22 protein-coding genes and 1 tRNA gene are annotated in these 21,065 nt (G+C 71.7%); 17 read left to right on the top strand and 6 right to left on the bottom strand.

Annotated features, from left to right (window positions below):
- Positions 1-172 precede the first annotated feature (172 nt).
- Positions 173-583 carry a hypothetical protein gene (locus QOL16_RS10800; protein ID WP_083395132.1) on the top strand — a complete coding sequence of 137 codons (411 nt, stop codon included), beginning with the start codon at positions 173-175 and terminating at the stop codon, positions 581-583.
- A gap of 107 nt (positions 584-690) precedes the next feature.
- Here the strand turns inward: QOL16_RS10800 and bcp are convergent, their stop codons facing one another.
- A complete protein-coding gene (gene bcp, locus QOL16_RS10795; RefSeq protein ID WP_071247015.1) occupies positions 691-1,161 on the bottom strand; it encodes a thioredoxin-dependent thiol peroxidase in 471 nt (156 codons plus the stop codon).
- Positions 1,162-1,275: 114 nt separating this feature from the next.
- On the opposite strand from bcp, the gene QOL16_RS10790 reads away from it, so the two are divergent.
- A tRNA-Lys gene (locus QOL16_RS10790) sits at positions 1,276-1,351 on the top strand.
- 184 nt (positions 1,352-1,535) lie between these two features.
- On the opposite strand, the gene QOL16_RS10785 is transcribed toward QOL16_RS10790, so the two are convergent.
- Positions 1,536-2,183 (bottom strand): YigZ family protein, encoded by a 648-nt coding sequence (locus QOL16_RS10785; RefSeq protein WP_071285143.1) that lies wholly within the window; start codon positions 2,181-2,183, stop codon positions 1,536-1,538.
- 124 nt (positions 2,184-2,307) lie between these two features.
- Between QOL16_RS10785 and QOL16_RS10780 the strand changes: the two genes are divergently transcribed.
- The 4 genes from QOL16_RS10780 to QOL16_RS10765 all read left to right on the top strand — a co-directional run bounded on the left by QOL16_RS10780 (position 2,308) and on the right by QOL16_RS10765 (position 4,532).
- Positions 2,308-2,748, top strand: a complete 441-nt coding sequence (locus QOL16_RS10780) for a hypothetical protein (RefSeq protein ID WP_071285144.1) — start codon at positions 2,308-2,310, stop codon at positions 2,746-2,748.
- Positions 2,745-3,206, top strand: coding sequence for an ImmA/IrrE family metallo-endopeptidase (locus tag QOL16_RS10775; RefSeq protein ID WP_065963313.1), 462 nt, complete (start codon positions 2,745-2,747; stop codon positions 3,204-3,206). Before QOL16_RS10780 ends, QOL16_RS10775 begins: the two co-directional genes overlap by 4 nt.
- Positions 3,203-4,141 carry a hypothetical protein gene (locus QOL16_RS10770; RefSeq protein WP_071285145.1) on the top strand — a complete coding sequence of 313 codons (939 nt, stop codon included), beginning with the start codon at positions 3,203-3,205 and terminating at the stop codon, positions 4,139-4,141. The genes QOL16_RS10775 and QOL16_RS10770 overlap by 4 nt, the downstream gene beginning before the upstream one ends.
- A gap of 178 nt (positions 4,142-4,319) precedes the next feature.
- The gene (locus tag QOL16_RS10765; protein WP_065963319.1) at positions 4,320-4,532 is read left to right on the top strand and encodes an SCO4848 family membrane protein; all 213 of its coding nucleotides are present in this window, start codon (positions 4,320-4,322) and stop codon (positions 4,530-4,532) included.
- A gap of 195 nt (positions 4,533-4,727) precedes the next feature.
- On the opposite strand, the gene QOL16_RS10760 is transcribed toward QOL16_RS10765, so the two are convergent.
- Together QOL16_RS10760 and QOL16_RS10755 are read right to left on the bottom strand one after the other, a co-directional pair.
- Positions 4,728-5,033 carry a hypothetical protein gene (locus QOL16_RS10760; protein WP_065963322.1) on the bottom strand — a complete coding sequence of 102 codons (306 nt, stop codon included), beginning with the start codon at positions 5,031-5,033 and terminating at the stop codon, positions 4,728-4,730.
- 97 nt (positions 5,034-5,130) lie between these two features.
- Entirely contained in the window at positions 5,131-6,666 is a 1,536-nt protein-coding gene (locus QOL16_RS10755; protein ID WP_065963323.1) for an amino acid permease, read from the bottom strand.
- 138 nt (positions 6,667-6,804) lie between these two features.
- Between QOL16_RS10755 and QOL16_RS10750 the strand changes: the two genes are divergently transcribed.
- Positions 6,805-8,010, top strand: a complete 1,206-nt coding sequence (locus tag QOL16_RS10750; protein ID WP_071285146.1) for a mechanosensitive ion channel family protein — start codon at positions 6,805-6,807, stop codon at positions 8,008-8,010.
- 103 nt (positions 8,011-8,113) lie between these two features.
- Here QOL16_RS10750 and QOL16_RS10745 read toward each other — a convergent pair whose 3' ends face one another.
- Entirely contained in the window at positions 8,114-8,305 is a 192-nt protein-coding gene (locus QOL16_RS10745) for a hypothetical protein (RefSeq protein ID WP_065963327.1), read from the bottom strand.
- A gap of 116 nt (positions 8,306-8,421) precedes the next feature.
- Between QOL16_RS10745 and QOL16_RS10740 the strand changes: the two genes are divergently transcribed.
- On the top strand, positions 8,422-9,573 hold the full coding sequence (locus QOL16_RS10740) for an SLC13 family permease (RefSeq protein WP_065963329.1): 1,152 nt from the start codon (positions 8,422-8,424) through the stop codon (positions 9,571-9,573).
- Between the two features lie 69 nt (positions 9,574-9,642).
- Here the strand turns inward: QOL16_RS10740 and QOL16_RS10735 are convergent, their stop codons facing one another.
- Positions 9,643-10,617: a magnesium transporter CorA family protein gene (locus QOL16_RS10735; protein WP_071285147.1), complete on the bottom strand. Its 975-nt coding sequence runs from the start codon at positions 10,615-10,617 to the stop codon at positions 9,643-9,645.
- Positions 10,618-10,737: 120 nt separating this feature from the next.
- Between QOL16_RS10735 and otsA the strand changes: the two genes are divergently transcribed.
- From otsA to QOL16_RS10690, 9 genes are all read left to right on the top strand, one after another.
- The gene (gene otsA, locus QOL16_RS10730) at positions 10,738-12,324 is read left to right on the top strand and encodes an alpha,alpha-trehalose-phosphate synthase (UDP-forming) (RefSeq protein ID WP_065963332.1); all 1,587 of its coding nucleotides are present in this window, start codon (positions 10,738-10,740) and stop codon (positions 12,322-12,324) included.
- Positions 12,317-13,159, top strand: coding sequence for a trehalose-phosphatase (gene otsB, locus QOL16_RS10725; RefSeq protein ID WP_083395133.1), 843 nt, complete (start codon positions 12,317-12,319; stop codon positions 13,157-13,159). Before otsA ends, otsB begins: the two co-directional genes overlap by 8 nt.
- 74 nt (positions 13,160-13,233) lie before the next feature.
- Positions 13,234-14,928, top strand: coding sequence for a dihydroxy-acid dehydratase (ilvD, locus tag QOL16_RS10720; RefSeq protein WP_071247021.1), 1,695 nt, complete (start codon positions 13,234-13,236; stop codon positions 14,926-14,928).
- A gap of 45 nt (positions 14,929-14,973) precedes the next feature.
- On the top strand, positions 14,974-16,794 hold the full coding sequence (locus tag QOL16_RS10715) for an acetolactate synthase large subunit (RefSeq protein ID WP_071285148.1): 1,821 nt from the start codon (positions 14,974-14,976) through the stop codon (positions 16,792-16,794).
- Positions 16,791-17,291, top strand: coding sequence for an acetolactate synthase small subunit (ilvN, locus tag QOL16_RS10710; protein WP_065963342.1), 501 nt, complete (start codon positions 16,791-16,793; stop codon positions 17,289-17,291). The genes QOL16_RS10715 and ilvN overlap by 4 nt, the downstream gene beginning before the upstream one ends.
- A gap of 127 nt (positions 17,292-17,418) precedes the next feature.
- Positions 17,419-18,444 (top strand): ketol-acid reductoisomerase, encoded by a 1,026-nt coding sequence (gene ilvC, locus QOL16_RS10705; RefSeq protein WP_065963344.1) that lies wholly within the window; start codon positions 17,419-17,421, stop codon positions 18,442-18,444.
- 262 nt (positions 18,445-18,706) lie between these two features.
- A complete protein-coding gene (locus tag QOL16_RS10700; protein ID WP_065963346.1) occupies positions 18,707-19,897 on the top strand; it encodes a mannitol-1-phosphate 5-dehydrogenase in 1,191 nt (396 codons plus the stop codon).
- 105 nt (positions 19,898-20,002) lie between these two features.
- Positions 20,003-20,446 carry a hypothetical protein gene (locus QOL16_RS10695; protein WP_065963349.1) on the top strand — a complete coding sequence of 148 codons (444 nt, stop codon included), beginning with the start codon at positions 20,003-20,005 and terminating at the stop codon, positions 20,444-20,446.
- Positions 20,443-20,823 (top strand): hypothetical protein, encoded by a 381-nt coding sequence (locus tag QOL16_RS10690; protein ID WP_071285149.1) that lies wholly within the window; start codon positions 20,443-20,445, stop codon positions 20,821-20,823. Before QOL16_RS10695 ends, QOL16_RS10690 begins: the two co-directional genes overlap by 4 nt.
- The last annotated feature ends 242 nt before the right edge of the window (positions 20,824-21,065 follow it).

Raw genomic sequence — 21,065 nt, 5'->3', positions numbered from 1 at the left:
GGGGGAACCTGTGGGGGAGGCTTCCGCTGGGAGCGAGTCTGACGCCCGCTGAACGCTCGGGGGAGGAGCGTCGAACTGCGGGAGACGCACACCACATCGTGCCGTCCAAACGACCTCGAATATCGTTCCATACTGGTAGGGCCAAATCAAGGGTCCGATCTGGAGGATTGCTGTGCCCGACACCACCCCGCCGCGTTCGCCCGCGGTCATCGTGCTCCTCGTCGTGGTCGGCCTCGAGGCCCTCGCGCTGGCCGTGGTCACCGTCGTCCTGCTCGTCGAGCTCGTGACCGCACCGGCCGCGAGCATCGCGTCCGCGATCGCGCTCACCGTGCTCTCCGCCGTCGCCACGATCTGGCTGTGCGCGATGGTCGTCGGGCTCCGCAACCGCCGTCCGTGGGTGCGCGCCGGCATCGTCGTCTGGCAGGTCCTGCAGGGCGCGCTCGCGATCGGTGCGTTCCAGGGCGTGTTCCGCGTCGCCTGGGTCGGGTGGCTGCTCCTCATCCCGGCACTGCTCGGGCTCACCCTGGTGCTGTCCCGCGCGGTCTCGGCATGGCTGCTGCCGCGCGACGGCCAGGGCGACTGACCCCGCCAGCGCGACCCGCGTCGCGCTCGTGACGACCGACGGACGGGAGGCGCGGTGCCAGCTGGCACCGCGCCTCCCGTCCGTCTGCCCGTTGGGTCCGTGACCGGTCAGACCAACCCGAGCTTCTTCCGCAGGCTGGCGACGTGGCCCGTGGCCTTCACGTTGTAGAGGGGGAGCTGCACGCGGCCCTCCTCGTCGACGACGATGGTCGATCGGATGGTGCCGGTGACGATCTTGCCGTAGTTGTTCTTCTCGCCCCAGGCCCCGTAGGCCCGGTGCACGGTCAGCTCGGGGTCGCTCAGCAGGGGGAAGGTCAGCGCCTGCTCGTGCTGGAAGGTCTTGAGCTTCGCGGGCTCGTCCTTCGAGACGCCGAGCACCTCGTAGCCGGCTGCCTGGAGCGAGGACATGTTGTCGCGGAAGTCGCACGCCTCGGTGGTGCAACCAGGGGTGGATGCCGCCGGGTAGAAGTACACGATGACCTTCCTGCCGCGCAGGTCGGCGAGTGCGTGCTGCACGCCGTCCTGGTCCGGAAGGGTGAAGTCGGGGGCCGTGTCGCCGGCGGCCAAACGCTCCGTCATGGTGCTCCTGTTCGTGTCCGGTGCTCGAGTGGTCATGAGCACGCCGAAGCCATGCTATTGTTGTTTCCCGTTGCAGGACGGAGTTCCGGACAGCAACGAACAGCACGACAGCACGCACCTCTAGCTCAATTGGCAGAGCAACTGACTCTTAATCAGTGGGTTCTCGGTTCAAGTCCGAGGGGGTGCACCACCAAGGCCCGGTCGACATCGTTCGACCGGGCCTTCGTCGTTGTGGCACAGCGCCTGATCGGAGCGACACGCCCGAGTGCTCCTGTGCGGTCGAACTCGTCGGAGCGGCCGCGACGGTCGTCGTCCGGCCCGGACCGTTCGCCCCGACCGTCGGCGTTGACCGGTCGATGACCGGGCGCGAGCCGTCAGGCGGGGACGTCGACGACCCGGACCGGGCCCACGACCGGGACGAGCGCGCCGGCCGACGCCGCGGCGAGGTCGTCCCGGAGCCGTCCGAGCGCGGTGTCGGGCACCCAGAGCGTGAAGTCGACCGCCGCGCCGTACGCGGGGTCGTCGAAGCGGGCGTCGTGGTGTCGCACCCAGTCGCGCAGGACGTTGTCGATGCGACCGGCCTCGGCGTGCGGGACGGTGACGTCCACGCGGGTCAGCTCGGCACGGCGGAGGACCGTGGCCCGGTCGAGCGCCTCGGACACCGACGTCGAGTACGCCCGCACGAGGCCGCCGGCACCGAGCTCCACGCCGCCGAACCACCGGGTGACGACCGCGACCACGTCGGTGAGCTCCCGGCGCCGCAGCACCTCGAGCATCGGCACGCCCGCGGTGCCGGACGGCTCGCCGTCGTCGTTCGACCGGGCCTGGTCGCCGAGCACGCCGGTGACCATCGCGGTGCAGTGGTGCCGGGCGTCCCACGCGGCCCGGCGGACCTCGGCGACGACCCGCTCGGCGTCGGCCACGCCCGTGACGGGTGCGATGGTGGTCCGGAAGCGCGACTTCGTGATGGTGACCTCGTGCTCGACCACCGCGGCGACGGTCGACGGGAGGGTGCGGGCCACACGGTCAGGGTAGTGCGCCGCCGGGGGCCGGCGACGGCGGCGGGCTGTGGGTGGTCCGCGCTAGCATGACGACCAGCCGGTGACTGGGGAGCAGTGCCGGCGACTGGGGAGGAGTCCGATCGACATGGCGACACCAGCTCCGAAGGGCGGCGCGCTCGACGCCGCCGAACTCGCCCGGCGCCTGAACCTGCTGCTCGACTTCGAGGAGTCGCAGCGTGGTGCGCCGGTGCCCTTCGCCGCGATCGAGGAGTACGTGGCCGCGCGGGGTGGGTCGCTCTCGCGGGCGAAGTGGACCTACATGCTCTCCGGGGACGGGCGGCGCAACCGCGACACCGAGCTCCTCACGATGCTCGCGGGCTTCTTCGAGGTCGACGAGCGCTTCCTGCTCGAGGACAGCGCGGTCCCGGAACGGATCGGCGCGCAGATCGAGCTCGTGCGCGCGCTCCGTTCTGCCCGGGTCAGCGGGTTCGCGGCCCGCACCTTTCCCGGCGAACTGTCGCCGGAGGCGCTCCGGCGCATCGCGCAGGTGCTCGAGGAGGAGTCCGCGCGGGGGAGCGTCGCGTGACCGGGGCGACGGTCGAGTCCTGGTGGCGCCGCGGTGACGCCGAGGGCTGGTCGGACATCGAGCACGCGGTCGCGGCGGCGACGGACCACCTCGGCAAGCCGGTCGTGGTGCGTGAGGAGTCGTTCCTCGCCACCGAGCCGGTGTGCGGCTTCGTCGCGACGCTCCAGCACCAGCACCTCGTGATGATCTCCCCGACGACCTCGGAGACGTTCCGGTCGTTCGTGATCGGGCACGAGCTCGGACACCTGCTGCACCGCCACCAGGACCACGCCCCGCAGTCGGCGTACGTGCGCGACGTCATCCCCGACGTCCCCGAGTACAAGGTCGAGCGCGCGCTGGCCCGCGGTGCCTTCTCGAACGACTACGAGCACGAGGCCGAGCTGTTCGCCGACCGGCTGGCGGCGCTCATCCGTCGCCACCGCGGCCGCCCGAGCGCCTTCCGCGGGGTCTTCGGGTGATCCTCGCCGTCGCCCAGGCCGTCCTCCTGGTCGTCGGGTCGGGTGTGCTGCTCTGGCTGCAGCGCGGGCAGGACCGCACGCTCGCGCTCACCTTCCTGCTGTTCGCGGCGACCATCGTCACCAACGTCGACCCGCTGTACCGCTGGCTCGACCCGCTGCTCGGCGGGCAGAACGTCGTCACCGTCCTCAGCGACTGCCTGATGGTGGCGGGCACGAGCACGCTGCTCTGGGGCGTGGCGAAGGCCGTCGGCGCCGCCCGCCCGTGGATGCGCACGGCGATCGTCACATCGTGCGTCGTCGTCGGCGTGGTCGTGCTCGGCGCGTTCCTCGTCCTCGACCGGCCGGCGACGACCACGACCTTCATGCTGACGGCCGGCGACCAGCCCGCAGCGGCCGTGTACTCGATCGCGCAGACCGTGTACCTCGGGGTGACGCTCGGGGCCACCGCACTGATATGTCTCCTGCACCTGCGCGAGGCCCGCGGTGCGACCGACCTCGTGGGGCTCTGGGCGATCGTGCTCGGCGGCGTGCTCGGCGCGGTGCGGATGGTCGTCGTCGTGGTCATGGACCTGGCGCACGTGCTCGGCCGCACGGACGTCACCCGGGCGCTGGCCCTGCCCTACGACGTCACGACGCCCGGGGCGGTCCTGTGCGTCGCCTCGGGCATGCTCCTGCTCGTGGTGGGGCTCCGGCTCGCCCGACGCCGTGCGACCCGCCGCGTCGAGGCCGCCCTCGCCGCGCTGGCGCCGCTGCACGAGCGCGTCGGCACCGACAACGCCTACCCCGACTCCGACGACCCCGCGACGCGGCTCAGCCGCACCATCGTCGAGATCAACGACGGCGCCCGGCGGGCGCGGCAGCCGCTCGCGCCGGACGAGCAGGCCGCCCTCGCCGACGCCGAGGCGGCGCTGCTCGAGGCTCCCGGCCGGTCCTGACCGGACGTCGGGCCCCGGGACACGAGGACGACTCGACGCTCGCGCGCGAGCCGTGTAGGGTCTGTAGCAGGTGCTACACGTCGTGGAGTGCCGCCGGGGCGGACTCGGCCGCGTTGGGGGCGGCCGAGCACCCCCGGTCCTCCCGCGGGGCGCACGCCTCGGTGGCTAGGATCGTCGCGTGTTCGTCTTCGCCGCCATCGTCCTGTTCGTCGCCGCCGTCTTCAACGTCGTCACGTGGCCGCGGTTCTTCCAGCGGGTCGCGACCGACCCCCGTGCGCGTGACGCCGCCGGCGGGCCGACGACGTTCTACACGGTGCACCTCGTCCTGCTGCTGATCGCGCTCGCGATCGCGGTGGCCGCGGTCGTCGCGGGGATCCTGCTGCTCGTCTGACGGCCGGGAGGCGCGGGTCGCGCCCGCCTCGCAGGCCGCGGCTGCACGGTGGCCGCGTCGCCCGCCGCCGCGCGGTCGCCACGTCGGTGCCCGCCGCTGCGCGGTCGCCACGTCGGTGCCCGCCGCCGCGCGGTGGCCCCTTCGGCGCCGGCCTCGGCCGCCGCGGCGCTGCCCGGCGGCTCCGGCGGCGGCGCCTCAGCCCTCGGACGGCAGCGACGCCCCGAGGACCCGTTCGAGCGCCAGTCGCGCGACCGGTTCGTCCCGGGTGTCGAGCAGCACCCGGTAGGTGTCACGCGCGGTCACGAACTCGACGCACACCGCGTCGAAGTCGCACGGCTCGATGCGCCAGCCGTGCACCTCGTCCATCGGGACCTGCGTGGGTGCGTCGCGCTCGAAGCTCGTCTCGGCGTGCACCGTGTGGTCGTAGAACCGGAGCCGTCCGGTGGTGGCCCGCCAGCTGAGCTGCAGGTCGAGCGTGGGGGAGACAGAAGGGTCCGGCACGCGCCGATCGTAGCGGCGTGTGCCGGACCCGTGCCATCCCCACCGGGGACGAGAGCGTTGTCCGGACGACGAGGACGGTGTCCGCGTCGCGCGGCGGTCAGTCCTTGCCGGACCGGCCGTCGCGCCGGACCTGGTTCGCGGGGTCGCGACCGGTGATCGGGTACGGCCCGGTGACACCCTCACGCAGGGCGGCGATGCGCAGGATCCGGTCGCGCTGCAGGAACCAGCCGACGACGAGCAGCGGGATGATGACGACGAGCGAGGCGATCGTGTAGGTGCCCACCGGCCAGTCGATCGCCATGAGCACGACGACGGACACGAGGAACGCGAGCGTCAGCCACGACGTCACTGGGGCACCGGGCAGCTTGAAGCTCGGTTCCTTCGCCAGGCCCTGCTTCGCCCACTGCCGCAGGCGCATCTGGCAGAGGATGATCGTGCCCCACGCGGTGATGATCCCGAGGCTCGCGACGTTGAGCGCGATCTCGAACGCCTGCGACGGGACGAAGTAGTTGAGCGCGACACCCGCGACGGTGAACGCGGCGGTGAGCAGGATGCCGGCGTAGGGGACGCCGCCCTTCGACATCTTCGTGGTCCACTTCGGCGCGGAACCGTTCATGCCCATCGAGTGCAGCGCGCGGCCGGTCGAGTACAGGCCGGCGTTGAGCGACGACAGCGCCGCGGTGAGCACCACGAAGTTCATGATCGAGCCGGCGACCACCCCGACCTGCGGGTTGCCGAGCGACGAGAAGAACGTCACGAAGGGGCTCACGCCCTCCTTGTACGACGTGTACGGCAGCAGCAGCGACAGCAGCACGACCGAGCCGACGTAGAAGACCGCGATGCGGAAGACGACCGAGTTGATGGCGCGCGGGATGACCTTCTCGGTGTCCTGCGTCTCGCCGGAGGCCGTGCCGACGAGCTCGATCGCGGCGTAGGCGAACACGACGCCCTGCACGACGAGCACGGCGGGCAGCACGCCGTTCGGGATGAGGCCGCCGTTGTCCTGCCAGATCGAGAAGCCGGTGCGGACCGCCTCGCCGCCGGTCTCCACCGGGAAGGCGAAGACGAGCCACACGAGCGCGATGACGAGGAAGGCGACGAGCGCCGCGACCTTGATGAGGGCGAACCAGAACTCGAGTTCACCGAAGACCTTGACGGCGACCATGTTCGCGGCGAGGACCACCACGAGCGCGATGAGCGCGAGGAGCCACTGCGGCGCGGCGGTGAACGCCTTCCAGTACTGCAGGTAGAGCGCGACCGCCGTGGTGTCCACGATCGAGGTCATCGCCCAGTTGAGGAAGTACATCCACCCGGCGGCGTACGCGAACTTCTCGCCGTAGAACTCGCGGGCGTAGGAGATGAACGACCCCGAGGACGGGCGGTGCAGCACGAGCTCGCCGAGCGCCCGCAGGATGAAGAAGGCGAAGATGCCCGCGATCAGGTACGTCACCGCCAACGCCGGTCCGGCGGTGTGCAGGCGGCCGCCCGCGCCGAGGAAGAGTCCGGTGCCGATGGCCCCGCCGATCGCGATCATCTGCAGTTGCCGGGGCTTCAGACCGTGCTGGAAGCCCTCCTGCTCGTGCGAGAAGTCGTTCGCGGGCTTCGAGACACCCGTGTCGTTCTGCGCTGTCATGCGCGCCAACCTACATCGGCGGCGGCACCGGGGCGGCACGGCCACGATGCCTGTACGCTCCGACAGGTTGTCGTGCCGCGTCGGGGTCGCCGCTCCGACCGGCGAACACGGTCAGGGCGCGACCGCCACGATGGAGGGATGGACATCCTCCTCCGACTCCTCGTCGCGATCGGGTTCGCCCTGCTCGTCACGGCCGCCGCGGCGCTCGTCCTGCACCTGGTGCTCCGCACGATCGCCCGCCGGGAACGTTGGGCCGCCGTGCTCTCCCGCCGGACGAAGCACCCCTTCCGGACCGTGCTCCTGGTCGCACTCCTCTGGGCGGCGTTCGCGGCGACGATCCCGCACGACGCGGAGCAGTACCCGTGGCGGGACGAGGTCTCGCACGCGTTCCTCATCGCCACGATCGCGGTCGGGTGCTGGCTGGCGTGCGAGGTCGCGATCTTCCTCGAGGACCTCGGCCTGCACCGCTACCGCGTCGACGTGCCCGACAACCGGGTGGCCCGACGCATCCGCACGCAGGTCCTCATCATCCGTCGGCTCACGGTGGCCGTGCTCGTGATCATCGCGGTCGGCGCGATCCTGCTCACCTTCCCGGGCGTCGAGGCGGCCGGCGCGAGCGTGCTGGCCTCGGCCGGGCTCATCTCGGTCGTGGCCGGGCTCGCGGCGCAGTCGACGCTCGGGAACGTGTTCGCCGGCATGCAGCTCGCCTTCTCGGGTTCCATCCGCGTCGACGACGTCGTGGTCGTCGAGCAGCAGTGGGGGCGGATCGAGGAGATCACCCTCACCTACGTGGTGGTGCACCTCTGGGACGACCGTCGCTTCGTCCTGCCCTCGACGTACTTCACGAGCACGCCGTTCGAGAACTGGACGCGCACGGGCAGTGAACTGCTCGGCGCCGTCGAGTTCGACCTGGACTGGCGGATCAGCCCCACCGAGATGCGCACCGAGCTCGACCGCATCCTCGCCACCTCGACGATCTGGGACGACCGCACGAAGGTCCTGCAGGTCACCGAGGCCGTCGGCGGACTGGTGCGCGTGCGCATCCTCGTCAGCGCCCCGGACGCGGGCGGCCTGTTCGACCTCCGCTGCTACGTGCGCGAGGAGATGGTCGAGTGGCTGCAGCGCGAGCACCCGGACGCCCTGCCGCGCCAGCGCGTGCAGGTGACGCAGGGCCACGAGTCGGTCGGCAAGCGGCGTCCCCGCACCGACGAGCAGGACGCCTCGCTGTTCCGCGAGGGCGACGAGCGCTCCGCGCTCTTCACCGGACCGATCCAGACCTCCGGCATCCGCCCCGACCAGGTGCCGGACGCCCCGACCGCGCACCCGCGCCCGCAGGAGCGCTGACCGGCCGCCGCGACCCACCGCACGACGGACGGGAGGCGCGGTGCCAGCCGGCACCGCGCCTCCCGTCCGTCCGCGGTCACGTCGGTGACCGCGGGCCGCGTCGCTACTTCTGGCGCGCCTTCACCGCGCGGTCGTCCTCGACGACCGTGCCGAGCGCCACGATCGTCGTGGAGAGCCACGCGATCCAGGTGAGCGCCAGGCGCCAGTCCCGCGGCCCCTGCCGCGTGGTCTGCACGACGCTGTAGCCGCTGATGATCGAACTCCACACCGCACCGCTGAACATGAACTTCCGCACGGGTTCCTCCTCCTGGTCGTCCCGGCCACGCTACCGGCCAGTACATTGGAGCGCCGCCGGTCACCCTGCCCGGCGACGGCCGGTCGACCTGGCCGTGACGAGAACGAGGAGTCAGCGTGCGTCAGGCCGTCATCGGGGGAGTCCTGCTCGCGGTCGGGGCGGTGTGCGTCCTGCTCGGGCTGCTGCCCCTGTCCGAGCTCGCCACCCTGGCCGACCGGGTCGTCCCGGTGCTGGCGTTCGTGCTCGGCCTGACGATCGTGTCCGAGCTCGCGGCCGACGCCGGCGTCTTCGACCGGCTCGCCGACCTGGCCGCCCGGGTCGGTGGCGGCCGCACCATCGGGCTCTGGGGCGCGGTCGTCGTGCTCGCCGTGGTCTGCACGGTGTTCCTGTCCATCGACACCACCGCGGTGCTGCTCACCCCGATCGTGATCACGCTCGCCCGCCGGGTGGGCCTGCCGCCGATGCCCTTCGCGCTGACCACCGTGTGGCTCGCGAACACGGCGTCGCTGCTGCTGCCCGTGTCGAACCTCACGAACCTGCTCGCGGTCGACAAGATCGGGCTCGACGGGCCGATCCCGTTCGCCGGCCTCATGGTGTGGGCGGCGCTCGCGGGCGTCGTCGTGCCGTGCGCCGTGCTCCTCGTCGTGTTCCGCGGCAAGCTGTTCGGCCGGTACACGCCGGTCGCGGTGCGCCGCCCGAGCGACCCGGTGTTCTTCTGGTCGGCGTCGGTCGTGCTCGTCGCCCTGGTCGTCGCGCTCACGGCCGGCGTCACGGTGTGGATCGCGGCCCTCGCCGCCGCGGCCGCCCTCGTCGTCGTCGCGGCGTTCCGCGCCCCCGCGGAGCTCCGTCCGTCCCGGGTGCCGTGGGCGACGCTCGTGTTCGCCGCCGGGCTGTTCGTCGTCGTCGAGACCCTGCACGCCACCGGGCTCACCGACCCGATCGTGCAGGCGCTCTCGGGCGGGACCGACACCGGGTCGCTCCTGCTGCTCGGCGGGGCCGGCGGGGTCGCGGCGAACGCGATCGACAACCTGCCCGCCTACCTCGTGCTCGAGCCGGCCGCCGGGCACGAGGCCCTGCGGTACGCGGCGCTCCTCGTCGGCGTGAACGCCGGGTGCCTCATCACGCCGTGGGCCTCGCTCGCGACGCTGCTCTGGCACGCGCGGCTGTCGAGCGAGGGCGTGCACTTGTCGTGGGGGCGCTACATGGCGCTCGGCTGCGTCGTCGCGCCCCTCACGGTCGTCGCGGGCGTGCTCGCCCTGCAGCTGTAGCCGCTCCCGCCCGGCCGCGGCGTCCGTCGCGGCGACGGACGCCGCCCCGGTGGTGGCGGCAGCTTCCGGCTAGAGCCAGTCCTTCGTCTTGAACACGCGGTAGAGCACGAGCGACGTCGCGACGATGAGCGACACCGAGGCCGCCAGCCCGCTCCAGTGCCCCTCGCCGGGGAACGACACGTTCTGCCCGAAGAAGCCCGTGATCGCGGTGGGGATCGCGATGATCGCCGCCCAGCTCGTGACCTTCTTCATGACCGTGTTCTGCCGGTTCGACGCCAGGTTGAGGTTCGTGTCGAGGACGCTCGACACCGAGTCGCGCAGCTGCTCGACCGAGTCGGCGATCGTCACCAGGTGGTCCTCGACGTCGCGGAAGTACGGGCGGATGCCGTCCGCGATCGACTGGGCGTCGCCGTGCAGCAACGAGGCGACGCTGTCCCGCGTGGGCACGACCTGCCGCCGGAGCACCCCGAGGGCCTTCCGGAGCCGGAACGAGCGGCGCTGGACCTGCTGCTCGCGCGGGTCGCCGTGCTCGAAGAGGTCGTCCTCGAGCGTCTCGATGCGCGCCTCGACGTCCTCGACGGTCGACGTCGCGTGGTCGACGACCGCGTCGAGCAGCCCCCAGACGAGCCACGGCACGCCGTGCTCGCACACGTCGACGTTCGCGTCGAGCCGGCGGTCGACCGCGCCGAGGTCGACGTCCGGGCCGTGCATCGTGACGAGGGCCCGCCGGGTGATGAACGCCTTCACCTCGTGCGTCACGAGGTCGCCCTGCGCGTCGAGCCCCTCGACGTCGTAGACGACCAGGAACAGGCTGTCCCGGTACCGGTCGAGCTTCGGACGCTGCCCGGGTTCGAGGGCGTCCTCGAGGGCCAGGGCGTGGATGCCGAGCTCCTCCTCCACGTGCCGCAGGTCGTCCGGACCCGGGTCGGTGTGGTCCACCCACACGAAGGTGTCGTCGTTCCGGCCCAGCAGGTCCGACACCTCGTCCACCGGGAAGTCCCGCTCCGCGGGCCTGCCGTTCCGCCACGCGCGTGTTGCGACCATGTCCGCGAGCCTAGCCAGCCGACCGGTGCGGTCCCGCCGGGGGACCGGCCGACCCCGCGCTGGTACCGTCGGCGGGGAACCCGGTGCACCGTCCGGGCGGAACGGAGACCCCACCACCCCATGGCAACACCCACCCACCAGGACCGGTACGCCTTCGTCGTCGCCTCGAACCGTCTGCCCGTCGACCGCGTGGTCGACGAGGACGGCAACGAGGGGTGGCGGCACTCCCCGGGCGGCCTCGTGACCGCCCTCGAGCCGGTGATGCGCGCCAACGACGGCGCCTGGGTGGGATGGGTCGGCCAGCCCGACGTCGAGGTCGCCCCGTTCGACAACGACGGCATCCACATCGTCCCGGTGCCGCTCAGCGCGAGCGAGGTCGAGGACTACTACGAGGGCTTCAGCAACGACACGCTCTGGCCGCTCTACCACGACGTCATCGAGCACCCGAGCTACCACCGCGACTGGTGGAACGCGTACAAGACCGTGAACGCCCGGTTCGCGGAGCAGATCGCGGCGATCGTCGAGCAGGACGGAATCGTCTGGGTGCAGGACTACCAGCTGCAGCTCGTGCCGGCACTGCTGCGCGAACTCCGTCCCGACCTGACGATCGGCTTCTTCAACCACATCCCGTTCCCGCCGGTCGGCATCTACGCCCAGCTGCCGTGGCGGGCGCAGATCCTCGACGGTCTGCTCGGCGCCGACGTCATCGGCTTCCAGCGCCACGACGACGCGAGCGACTTCCTCCGCGCCGTGCGCCACATCAAGGGCTACACGACCAAGGGCTCGACCATCGACGTGCCGGTCGACGACCCGGACGCGCCGCGCAGCCGCAAGGGCATCACGGTCCGGCACGTCGAGGCGCGCCACTTCCCGATCTCGATCGACGCCGAGAGCTTCGAGGAGATCGCCCGTCGGCCCGAGGTCCAGGAGCGCGCCCGTGAGATCCGTGCCGGCCTCGGCAACCCGAAGACCGTGCTGCTCGGCGTCGACCGGCTCGACTACACCAAGGGCATCCGCCACCGCATCAAGGCCTTCGGTGAGCTCGTCGAGGACGGCCGCATCGCCGTCGAGGACGCCACCCTGGTGCAGGTCGCGAGCCCGAGCCGCGAGCGGGTGGACACGTACCGCACGCTGCGCGACGAGATCGAGCTGAGCGTCGGGCGGCTGAACGGCGACCTCGGCACGATCGGCCACCAGCCGATCTCGTACCTGCACCACGGGTACCCGCGCGAGGAGATGGTCGCCCTGTACCTCGCGGCCGACATCATGCTCGTCACCGCGCTGCGCGACGGCATGAACCTCGTCGCCAAGGAGTACGTCGCGAGCCGGTTCGACAACGACGGCGTGCTCATCCTGTCCGAGTTCGCCGGCGCCGCCGACGAGCTGAAGCAGGCGGTCATCATCAACCCGCACGACATCGGTGCCCTGAAGGACGCCATCCAGCGCGCGGTCGAGATGCCCCGCCGCGAGCGCTCGACGCGGATGCGCGCCCTCCGCAAGCGCGTCCGCGACAACGACGTGGCCCGCTGGTCGCGTTCGTTCCTCGAGGCCCTCGACCGGCACGCGCCCCGTTCCGCGCGCATCGACCCGTCGGGCGCCGAGCGCGAGGTGCACCGCGAGGCGCAGACCGACACGATGTCGATCTTCGACCAGGACGCGCAGACCGCGCGCGCCGCCGAGGACACCCGGGAGGCGCACGGTGCCTGAGCAGACCACCAGCGGTCAGCAGACCGGCGGTCAGCAGACCGACGGCCAGCAGTCGAGCGGCCCCACCACCGACCCGTCCGCCCTGTCGTCGGCCCTCGGGACGCTCGCGGCCGCGCCGCGCCTCCTCGTCGCGCTCGACTTCGACGGCACCCTCGCACCGTTCGCCGACGACCCCGCCCAGGTCGGGGCGCTGCCCGGTTCGTGGGCGGCCGTGTTCACCCTGCAGCGCGGCCGGGACACCGAGGTCGTGCTCGTCTCGGGCCGCCCGCTCGAGGGGCTCGAACGCGTGTCGCACGCCCCGGAGGAGATGGCGCTCGTCGGCTCGCACGGCGTCGAGTGGCGGGTCGACGGCCACGCCGAGGCCGCGCTCACCGAGGACGAGCAGGCCCGGGTCGCCCGGGTCGGCGCCGCGCTCGACGCGGTGGGAGAGCGCTTCCCCGGGGTCGTCGTCGAGCACAAGCCCGCCGGCCACGGCGTGCACACCCGGCGCGTGGGGGCCGACGTCGCGGCCGAGGCGAACGCCGCCGCGAGCCGCGCGGCGCACGAGGCCGACCCGGACGTGCTCGAGCGCGGCGGCAAGGACATCGTCGAGTTCGCCGTGCGGCACGTCACGAAGGGCGACGCGATCGAGCGGCTCCGCGAGCTCCGTGGCGCCGACGCCGTGTTCTTCGCGGGCGACGACGTGACCGACGAGGACGCCTTCCGGGTGCTCCGCGACGGCGACGTCGGCGTCAAGGTGGGGGAGGGCGACTCGGTCGCCGGCCACCGCGTGGCCGACCCGGCCGCGCTGACCGACGTCCTGAAGCAGCTCGCCCGCCTGCGCGCGACGCGCTGACGGCGGCGAGCCGCGCCTCCCGTCCGTGGGGTGTGGTGTCCCGCTGGTATCCCAAACGGTCCTAGACTCACTGCATGCCTGACATCGACGTGAAGCCGCGCAGCCGGGTCGTCACCGACGGGATCGAAGCGACCACCTCGCGTGGCATGCTCCGGGCCGTGGGGATGGGCGACGCCGACTGGGACAAGCCGCAGATCGGGATCGCGTCCTCCTGGAACGAGATCACCCCCTGCAACCTCTCCCTCGACCGCCTCGCCCAGGGCGCGAAGGAGGGCGTGCACTCCGGCGGCGGGTACCCGCTGCAGTTCGGCACCATCTCCGTCTCGGACGGCATCTCGATGGGCCACGAGGGCATGCACTTCTCGCTCGTCTCGCGCGAGGTCATCGCCGACAGCGTCGAGACGGTCGTCAACGCGGAGCGCCTGGACGGCACCGTCCTGCTCGCCGGCTGCGACAAGTCGCTCCCCGGGATGCTCATGGCCGCGGCGCGCCTCGACCTCGCGAGCGTCTTCCTCTACGCGGGCTCGGTCATGCCGGGCTACGTGAAGCAGGCCGACGGCTCCTTCAAGGAGGTCACGATCATCGACTCCTTCGAGGGCGTCGGTGCCTGCAAGGCCGGCACCATGAGCGAGGCCGAGCTCAAGGAGATCGAGTGCGCGATCGTCCCGGGCGAGGGCGCCTGCGGCGGTATGTACACCGCGAACACCATGGCGAGCGTGGCCGAGGCCCTCGGCATGTCGCTCCCGGGGTCGGCTGCCCCGCCGAGCGCCGACCGTCGCCGCGACTACTACGCGCGCCGCTCGGGCGAGGCCGTCGTGAACATGCTCCGCCTCGGTCTCACCGCCCGGCAGATCCTGACGAAGGAGGCGTTCGAGAACGCCATCGCCGTCGCCATGGCACTGGGAGGCTCGACCAACGTCGTGCTGCACCTCCTCGCGATCGCGCACGAGGCCGAGGTCGAGCTGTCCCTCGACGACTTCAACCGCATCGGCTCGAAGGTCCCGCACCTGGCCGACATGAAGCCGTTCGGCAAGTACGTCATGGTCGACGTCGACCGCAACGGCGGCATCCCCGTGATCATGAAGGCGCTGCTCGAGGCCGGCCTGCTGCACGGCGACGTGATGACCGTCACCGGCAAGACCCTCGCCGAGAACCTCGCCGAGATCGACCCGCCGGAGCTCGACGGCGAGGTGTTCCGCAAGATCGACAACCCGATCCACGCCACCGGTGGTCTGACCATCCTCAAGGGGTCGTTCGCGCCCGAGGGCGCCGTCGTGAAGACCGCGGGCTTCGATGCCTCGGTGTTCGAGGGACCCGCCCGCGTGTTCGACCGCGAGCGTGCCGCGATGGACGCCCTGACGGAGGGCCGCATCCAGAAGGGCGACGTGGTGGTCATCCGCTACGAGGGCCCCAAGGGCGGCCCGGGCATGCGCGAGATGCTCGCGATCACCGCCGCCATCAAGGGCGCTGGGCTCGGCAAGGATGTACTACTGTTGACGGACGGACGATTCTCAGGCGGCACAACCGGCCTGTGCATCGGCCACATCGCACCGGAGGCCGTGGACGCAGGTCCAGTGGCGTTCGTGCGCGATGGCGACCGCATCCGTGTCGACATCGCGGCTCGCTCGCTCGACCTACTGGTCGACGACGCCGAGCTGGAGGCCCGCCGAGCAGGCTGGGCCCCGCTGCCCCCGCGCTACACCCGCGGAGTCCTCGCGAAGTTCGCGAAGCTCGTCCAGTCCGCCGCCAAGGGCGCGGTCACGGGCTAGCGTCGACACGTTCGAACCGCCATCCCTCCAGGCAAGGACCACCTCATGCCCACGGAAGCAACACCGTTGTCCGCGGCCGCCGGCACCCGCCGGTCGCCCGAGACCCTGACCGGCTCGGGAGCCGTCCTCCGGACGCTCGAGCACCTCGGGATCACCGACGTCTTCGGCCTGCCCGGCGGCGCGATCATCCCGTTCTACGACGAGCTCATGGCGTCGACCACGATCCGGCACATCCTCGTCCGCCACGAGCAGGGCGCCGGCCACGCTGCCGAGGGCTACGCATCGGCGTCCGGCAAGGTCGGCGTCGCGATCGCCACCTCCGGTCCCGGGGCGACGAACCTCGTCACCGCGATCGCCGACGCCTACATGGACTCGGTGCCGTTCATCGCGATCACCGGGCAGGTGTTCTCGACCCTGATGGGCACGGACGCCTTCCAGGAGGCCGACATCGTGGGCATCACGATGCCGATCACGAAGCACTCGTTCCTCGTGACCGACCCCGCCGACATCCCGGCGACCCTGGCCGCCGCGCACCAGATCGCGACGACCGGACGCCCGGGCCCGGTGCTCGTCGACATCACGAAGGACGCGCAGCAGAAGTCCGCGCCGTACGTCTGGCCGCCCAAGGTCGACCTGCCCGGGTACCGCCCGGTCACGAAGGCGCACGGCAAGCAGATCACGGCGGCCGCCCAGCTCCTCGCCGCGGCCGAACGCCCGGTGCTGTACGTCGGCGGCGGCGTCATCCGCTCCGGTGCGACCGCCGAGCTGCTGCGCTTCGCCGAGGCGACGAACACCCCCGTGGTGACGACGCTGATGGCCCGAGGCGCGTTCCCCGACTCGCACCCGCAGCACCTCGGCATGCCCGGCATGCACGGCACCGTCCCCGCGGTGCTCGGCCTGCAGGACAGCGACCTGCTCATCGCCCTCGGCGCCCGCTTCGACGACCGCGTCACCGGCAAGGCGGACGAGTTCGCGCCGGACGCCAAGGTCGTGCACGTCGACATCGACCCGGCGGAGATCTCGAAGATCCGGTTCGCCGACGTCCCGATCGTCGGCGACGCCCGCGAGGTCCTCGTCGACCTGCTCGAGGCCTGGAACGAGGTCGCCGCGGACCGTGCCGACACGAGCGCGTGGTGGGCGAAGCTCGACCGGCTCAAGCAGGACTTCCCGCTCGGCTACGTCGAGCCGACCGACGGGCTGCTCGCCCCGCAGGCGATCATCCGTCGCATCGGCGAGCTGACCGGACCCGAGGCCGTGTACGCCTCGGGCGTCGGGCAGCACCAGATGTGGTCCGCGCAGTTCATCAAGTACGAGCGGCCGAACGCGTGGCTCAACTCGGGCGGCGCGGGCACGATGGGCTACTCCGTCCCGGCGGCGATGGGTGCGAAGGTCGCCCAACCCGACCGCGTGGTGTGGGCGATCGACGGCGACGGCTGCTTCCAGATGACGAACCAGGAGCTCGCGACCTGCGTCATCAACGACATCCCGATCAAGGTCGCGATCATCAACAACTCGTCGCTCGGCATGGTGCGGCAGTGGCAGACGCTGTTCTACGACGGCCGCCACTCGTTCACCGACCTCGAGACCGGCCACCAGTCGCGTCGGGTCCCGGACTTCGTGAAGCTCGCCGACGCCTACGGTGCGCTCGGCATCCGCGTCGAGTCGGCCGACCAGGTCGACGACGCGATCAAGCTGGCGCTCGAGACGAACGACCGCCCGGTCGTCATCGACTTCGTCGTCAGCCGCGACTCGATGGTGTGGCCGATGGTCCCGCAGGGCGTCGGCAACTCCTCGATCCAGTACGCCCGCGACCACGCGCCCAGCTGGGACGTCGAGGACGCCGACATGACCGGAGACCCCGCATGAGCCACGTCCTCTCCCTGCTCGTCGAGGACAAGCCGGGTCTGCTGACGCGCGTCGCCGGACTGTTCGCCCGCCGCGGCTTCAACATCGAGTCGCTCGCGGTGGGCAACACCGAGGTCGCCGGCCTGAGCCGCATCACGGTGGTCGTCGACGTGGAGGACCTCCCGCTCGAACAGGTCACGAAGCAGCTCAACAAGCTCGTCAACGTGATCAAGATCGTGGAGCTCGACTACTCCCAGTCGGTGCAGCGCGAGCACATGCTCGTCAAGGTCCGCGTCGACAACCAGACGCGGTCCGCCGTGCTCGAGGCCGTCTCGCTCTTCCGCGCGCAGGTCGTCGACGTGGCGACCGACTCGCTCGTGGTCGAGGTGACCGGCGACCCCGGCAAGATCCAGGCGATCCTGCGGGTGCTCGAGCCCTACGGCATCAAGGAACTCGCCCGGGCGGGCCTGCTCGGCATGGGCCGCGGCCCGAAGAGCATCACCGACCGCGTGCGCTGAGCGCGCTCCCCGACACCCGGACGGGAGGCGCGGCCCGCCCCCGGCAGGCCGCCGACGGTCCGCCGGACCACCGGCACCGATCCGCCTCCCGCCCTCCAGACCACCAGAACCAAGGAGACACACCCTCGTGACTGACATCGTGTACGACGCCGACGCCGACCTGACGCTCATCCAGGGCAAGAAGGTCGCCGTCATCGGCTACGGCTCGCAGGGCCACGCCCACGCCCTCAACCTCCGCGACTCGGGCGTCGAGGTCAAGATCGGCCTCAAGGAGGGCTCGAAGAGCCGCCAGAAGGCCGAGGAGGCCGGCTTCGAGGTGCAGACCCCGGCCGAGGTCACGAAGTGGGCGGACGTCGTCGTCATCCTCGCTCCGGACCAGGTCCAGCGCATCGTCTACCGCGAGGACATCGAGCCCAACCTGAAGCCGGGCGCCACGCTCGTCTTCGGCCACGGCTTCAACATCCGCTACGGCTACATCGAGGCGCCCGAGGGCGTCGACGTGTCGCTCGTCGCGCCGAAGGGCCCGGGTCACACCGTGCGCCGCGAGTACGAGGCCGGCCGTGGCGTCCCCGTGATCGTCGCGGTGGAGGTCGACGCGTCCGGTTCCGCCTGGGACCTCGCGTGGTCGTACTCCAAGGCCATCGGCGGTCTCCGCGCCGGCGGCATCAAGACGACCTTCACCGAGGAGACCGAGACCGACCTGTTCGGCGAGCAGGCCGTCCTGTGCGGTGGCACCTCGCAGCTCATCCAGTACGGCTTCGAGACCCTGACCGAGGCGGGCTACCAGCCGCAGATCGCGTACTTCGAGGTCCTGCACGAGCTCAAGCTCATCGTCGACCTCATCTGGGAGGGTGGCCTCACCAAGCAGCGCTGGTCGATCTCCGACACGGCCGAGTTCGGTGACTACGTCTCCGGCCCGCGCGTGATCTCGCCCGAGGTCAAGGAGAACATGAAGGCCGTCCTCGCGGACATCCAGGACGGCACCTTCGCGAAGCGCTTCATCGCCGACCAGGACGCCGGTGCGCCGGAGTTCACCGCGCTGCGCGAGAAGGGCGAGAACCACCCGATCGAGGCGACGGGTCGCGAGCTGCGGTCGCTGTTCGCCTGGAAGTCGGCCGACGCCGACTACGTGGACGGCTCGGCCGCGCGGTAGTCTGCGGAGACCACTCGACGACGAGGCGGCGGTGCGATCGCACCGCCGCCTCGCGATGTGACCCGAACCTCATGCACCAGTACGCACCCAGTCCCAGCGCCCGCGACCGGCGTCCCTCCGGTGAACCCGGACGAGCCGCGACCCGCCCCGTCGGCGGAGCCGGACGACCGTCGGCACGCCGCTCCGCACCCACCCCGTCGCCGTCCGCGGTCATGACGAGGAGTGGTCACGACCGGGTGCTCCGACGTGCGAGGATCGTCGGATGGCGGTGACGAAGCGAGCGGTCCACATCGGCGCCGGCAAGATCGGGCGGGGATTCGTGGGCCAGTTCCTGGTCGCGAGCGGCTACGAGCTCACCTTCGTCGACGTCGACGACCGCGTCGTGCGGGCCCTCGAGGAGTCCCGGCGCTTCGTCGTCCACGAGGTCGGCGAGATGCCCGTCGAGCACCTCGTGCACGGGTTCCACGCGCTGAGCAGCAAGACCGACCGTGAGCGCGTCGTGCAGGCCATCGCCCACGCCGACGTCGTCACCACCGCGGTCGGTGCGCGCACGCTGCCGCTCGTCGCGCCGATCATCGCCGAGGGCCTGGCCGCCCGTCCGGCCGACCTCGGCGAGGTGACGGTCGTGGCGTGCGAGAACGCGTTCAACGCCACCGACTCGCTGCACGCGAGCATCCGCCGCGCCCCGATCCTCGAGGACCGGGACGTCGCAGCGGTCTTCGCGAACTGCGCGATCGACCGCATCGTGCCGGATCAGTCCGGGGTGCTCGGCCAGTCCGGCGGCCTCGACGTCGTCCTCGAGCCCTTCTACGAGTGGGTCATCGAGCGCACGCCGTTCGCCGAGTCCTCCGTCGACCACCCGGTGATCGACGGCGTGACCTGGGTCGACGACCTGCAGCCCTTCGTCGAGCGCAAGCTCTACACGGTCAACACCGCCCACGCGACCGCGGCCTACCACGGCTTCGTGCGCGGGATCCGCCTCATCCGCGAGGCACTCGAGGACCGCGAGGTCCGCGCGGAGGTCGACGGCGTCCTCGCCGAGACCACCGCGCTGCTCATCGCGAAGCACGGCTTCGACCCGGCGGACCACGCCCGGTACGTCGCGGCGAACCTGTCCCGGATCGCGAACCCGCACCTGCCGGACACCACGGCGCGCGTCGGACGCAACCCGCTGCGCAAGCTCGGCCGTCGCGAGCGCTTCGTCGGCCCCGCGTCGCAGCTCGCCGAGCGCGGCCTGCCCGTCGACCACCTGCTCGGCGCCGTGCGGGTCGCCCTCGCGTTCGACGACGAGGCCGACCCCGAGTCGATCGAGCTGCACGCCCTGCTGCGCTCCGGTGCGACCGCGCACGCGCTCACCGAGATCCTCACGGGCCTGGTCGAGAGCCACCCGCTGTTCCCGGCCGTGCGCGAGGTCGTCGCCGAGGTGCTCGAGACCCAGCCCGCCGACGTCTGACGGCCGGGCCCACCCCGCACCGGTACGCGGTGCCGCGGGTGTCCGTCGCTCGGCCGTGACGCCCTCGGTTCGGCGTCCGGTGTCCACGGCTCGTAGGATCGGACCATGACGACGGCAGCATCCCCGCCCGACGGCTCGGTCGACCACGACGACGACGCCGCCCTCAGCTGGGGTGACGCCGACGACGCGACCCACGTCGACGCGGCCCACAACCCGGTCGCCGTCGCCGACCGCGGCGCCCGTGACCCGGAGACCCCCGAGACGTCCGGCTCCCTCGTCGGGTTCGGTGTCTTCGGCGGCCTCTACCTGCTCTACACCGTGGCGTGGCTGCTCACGGCGTCGACCGCGTACGTCGCCGACGTCGACACCGTGCTGACGGTGTTCGTCGACGTGCTGCGCTTCCTGTCGATCGTCGCCCCCGCGCTCTGGTTCACGGTCGTCCTCTGGGCAGCACGCGGACGTCGCACCCGCACGCGCCTGCTGTGGATGCTCCTCGGTGCCGCGGTGCTGTTCCCGTGGCCGTTCCTCATGACGCGGAGCTTCGGGTGACCGCCGCCACGCCGACGACCCGCCGCAGCCCGGCCCCGCTGGCCGGTCGGCTCGTCGTGTGGATCGTGTTCGGCGCGCTGTTCGCCTACATGACGGTGCAGAGCGTCGGCAACCTGCTGACGGTGTCGCAGTCGGTCCGCGCCTTCAACGCCTTCCTCGGTTCGACGTCCGGGGGCGACTCGCTCGCGCGGAGCACGCCCTGGGTCTGGCTGGTGCTCGACATCCTCATCGCGCCCCTCGCGTTCGCGGTCGCGCTGTGGATCACGCGGCGCACGCGCCTCGCCGTGACCGTCGGGGTGTTCGTGCTCGCGTTCGCCGCAGCCGGCGCGCTCTGGTTGGACCTGCAGCTCTTCGTGCCGCGCCTGCTCGACTTCTGACGCGGTCGCGCGGCCCCGTCGCGTCACCGGCCCGGCGGTGCGCCCTGCGCCCGGGTGGGGGACCGGCGGACGGGAGGCGCGGTGCGGGCCCGCACCGCGCCTCCCGTCCGAACGCGGTCGCGACCACCGCGTCGGACCGGTCGTCGACCGTGGTCGCGACCACCGCGGCGGACCGGTCGTAACGACCGGTCGCGCGTCAGTACGATGGTCGGACACCGCCCGTCTCGTGTGAGGAACTGCAG

Source organism: Curtobacterium sp. MCBA15_004, from assembly GCF_001865055.2.
Taxonomy (GTDB): Bacteria; Actinomycetota; Actinomycetes; order Actinomycetales; family Microbacteriaceae; genus Curtobacterium.
Note: the sequence above shows the minus strand (reverse complement) of the source record. Positions and strands in the feature narration are given on the sequence as shown.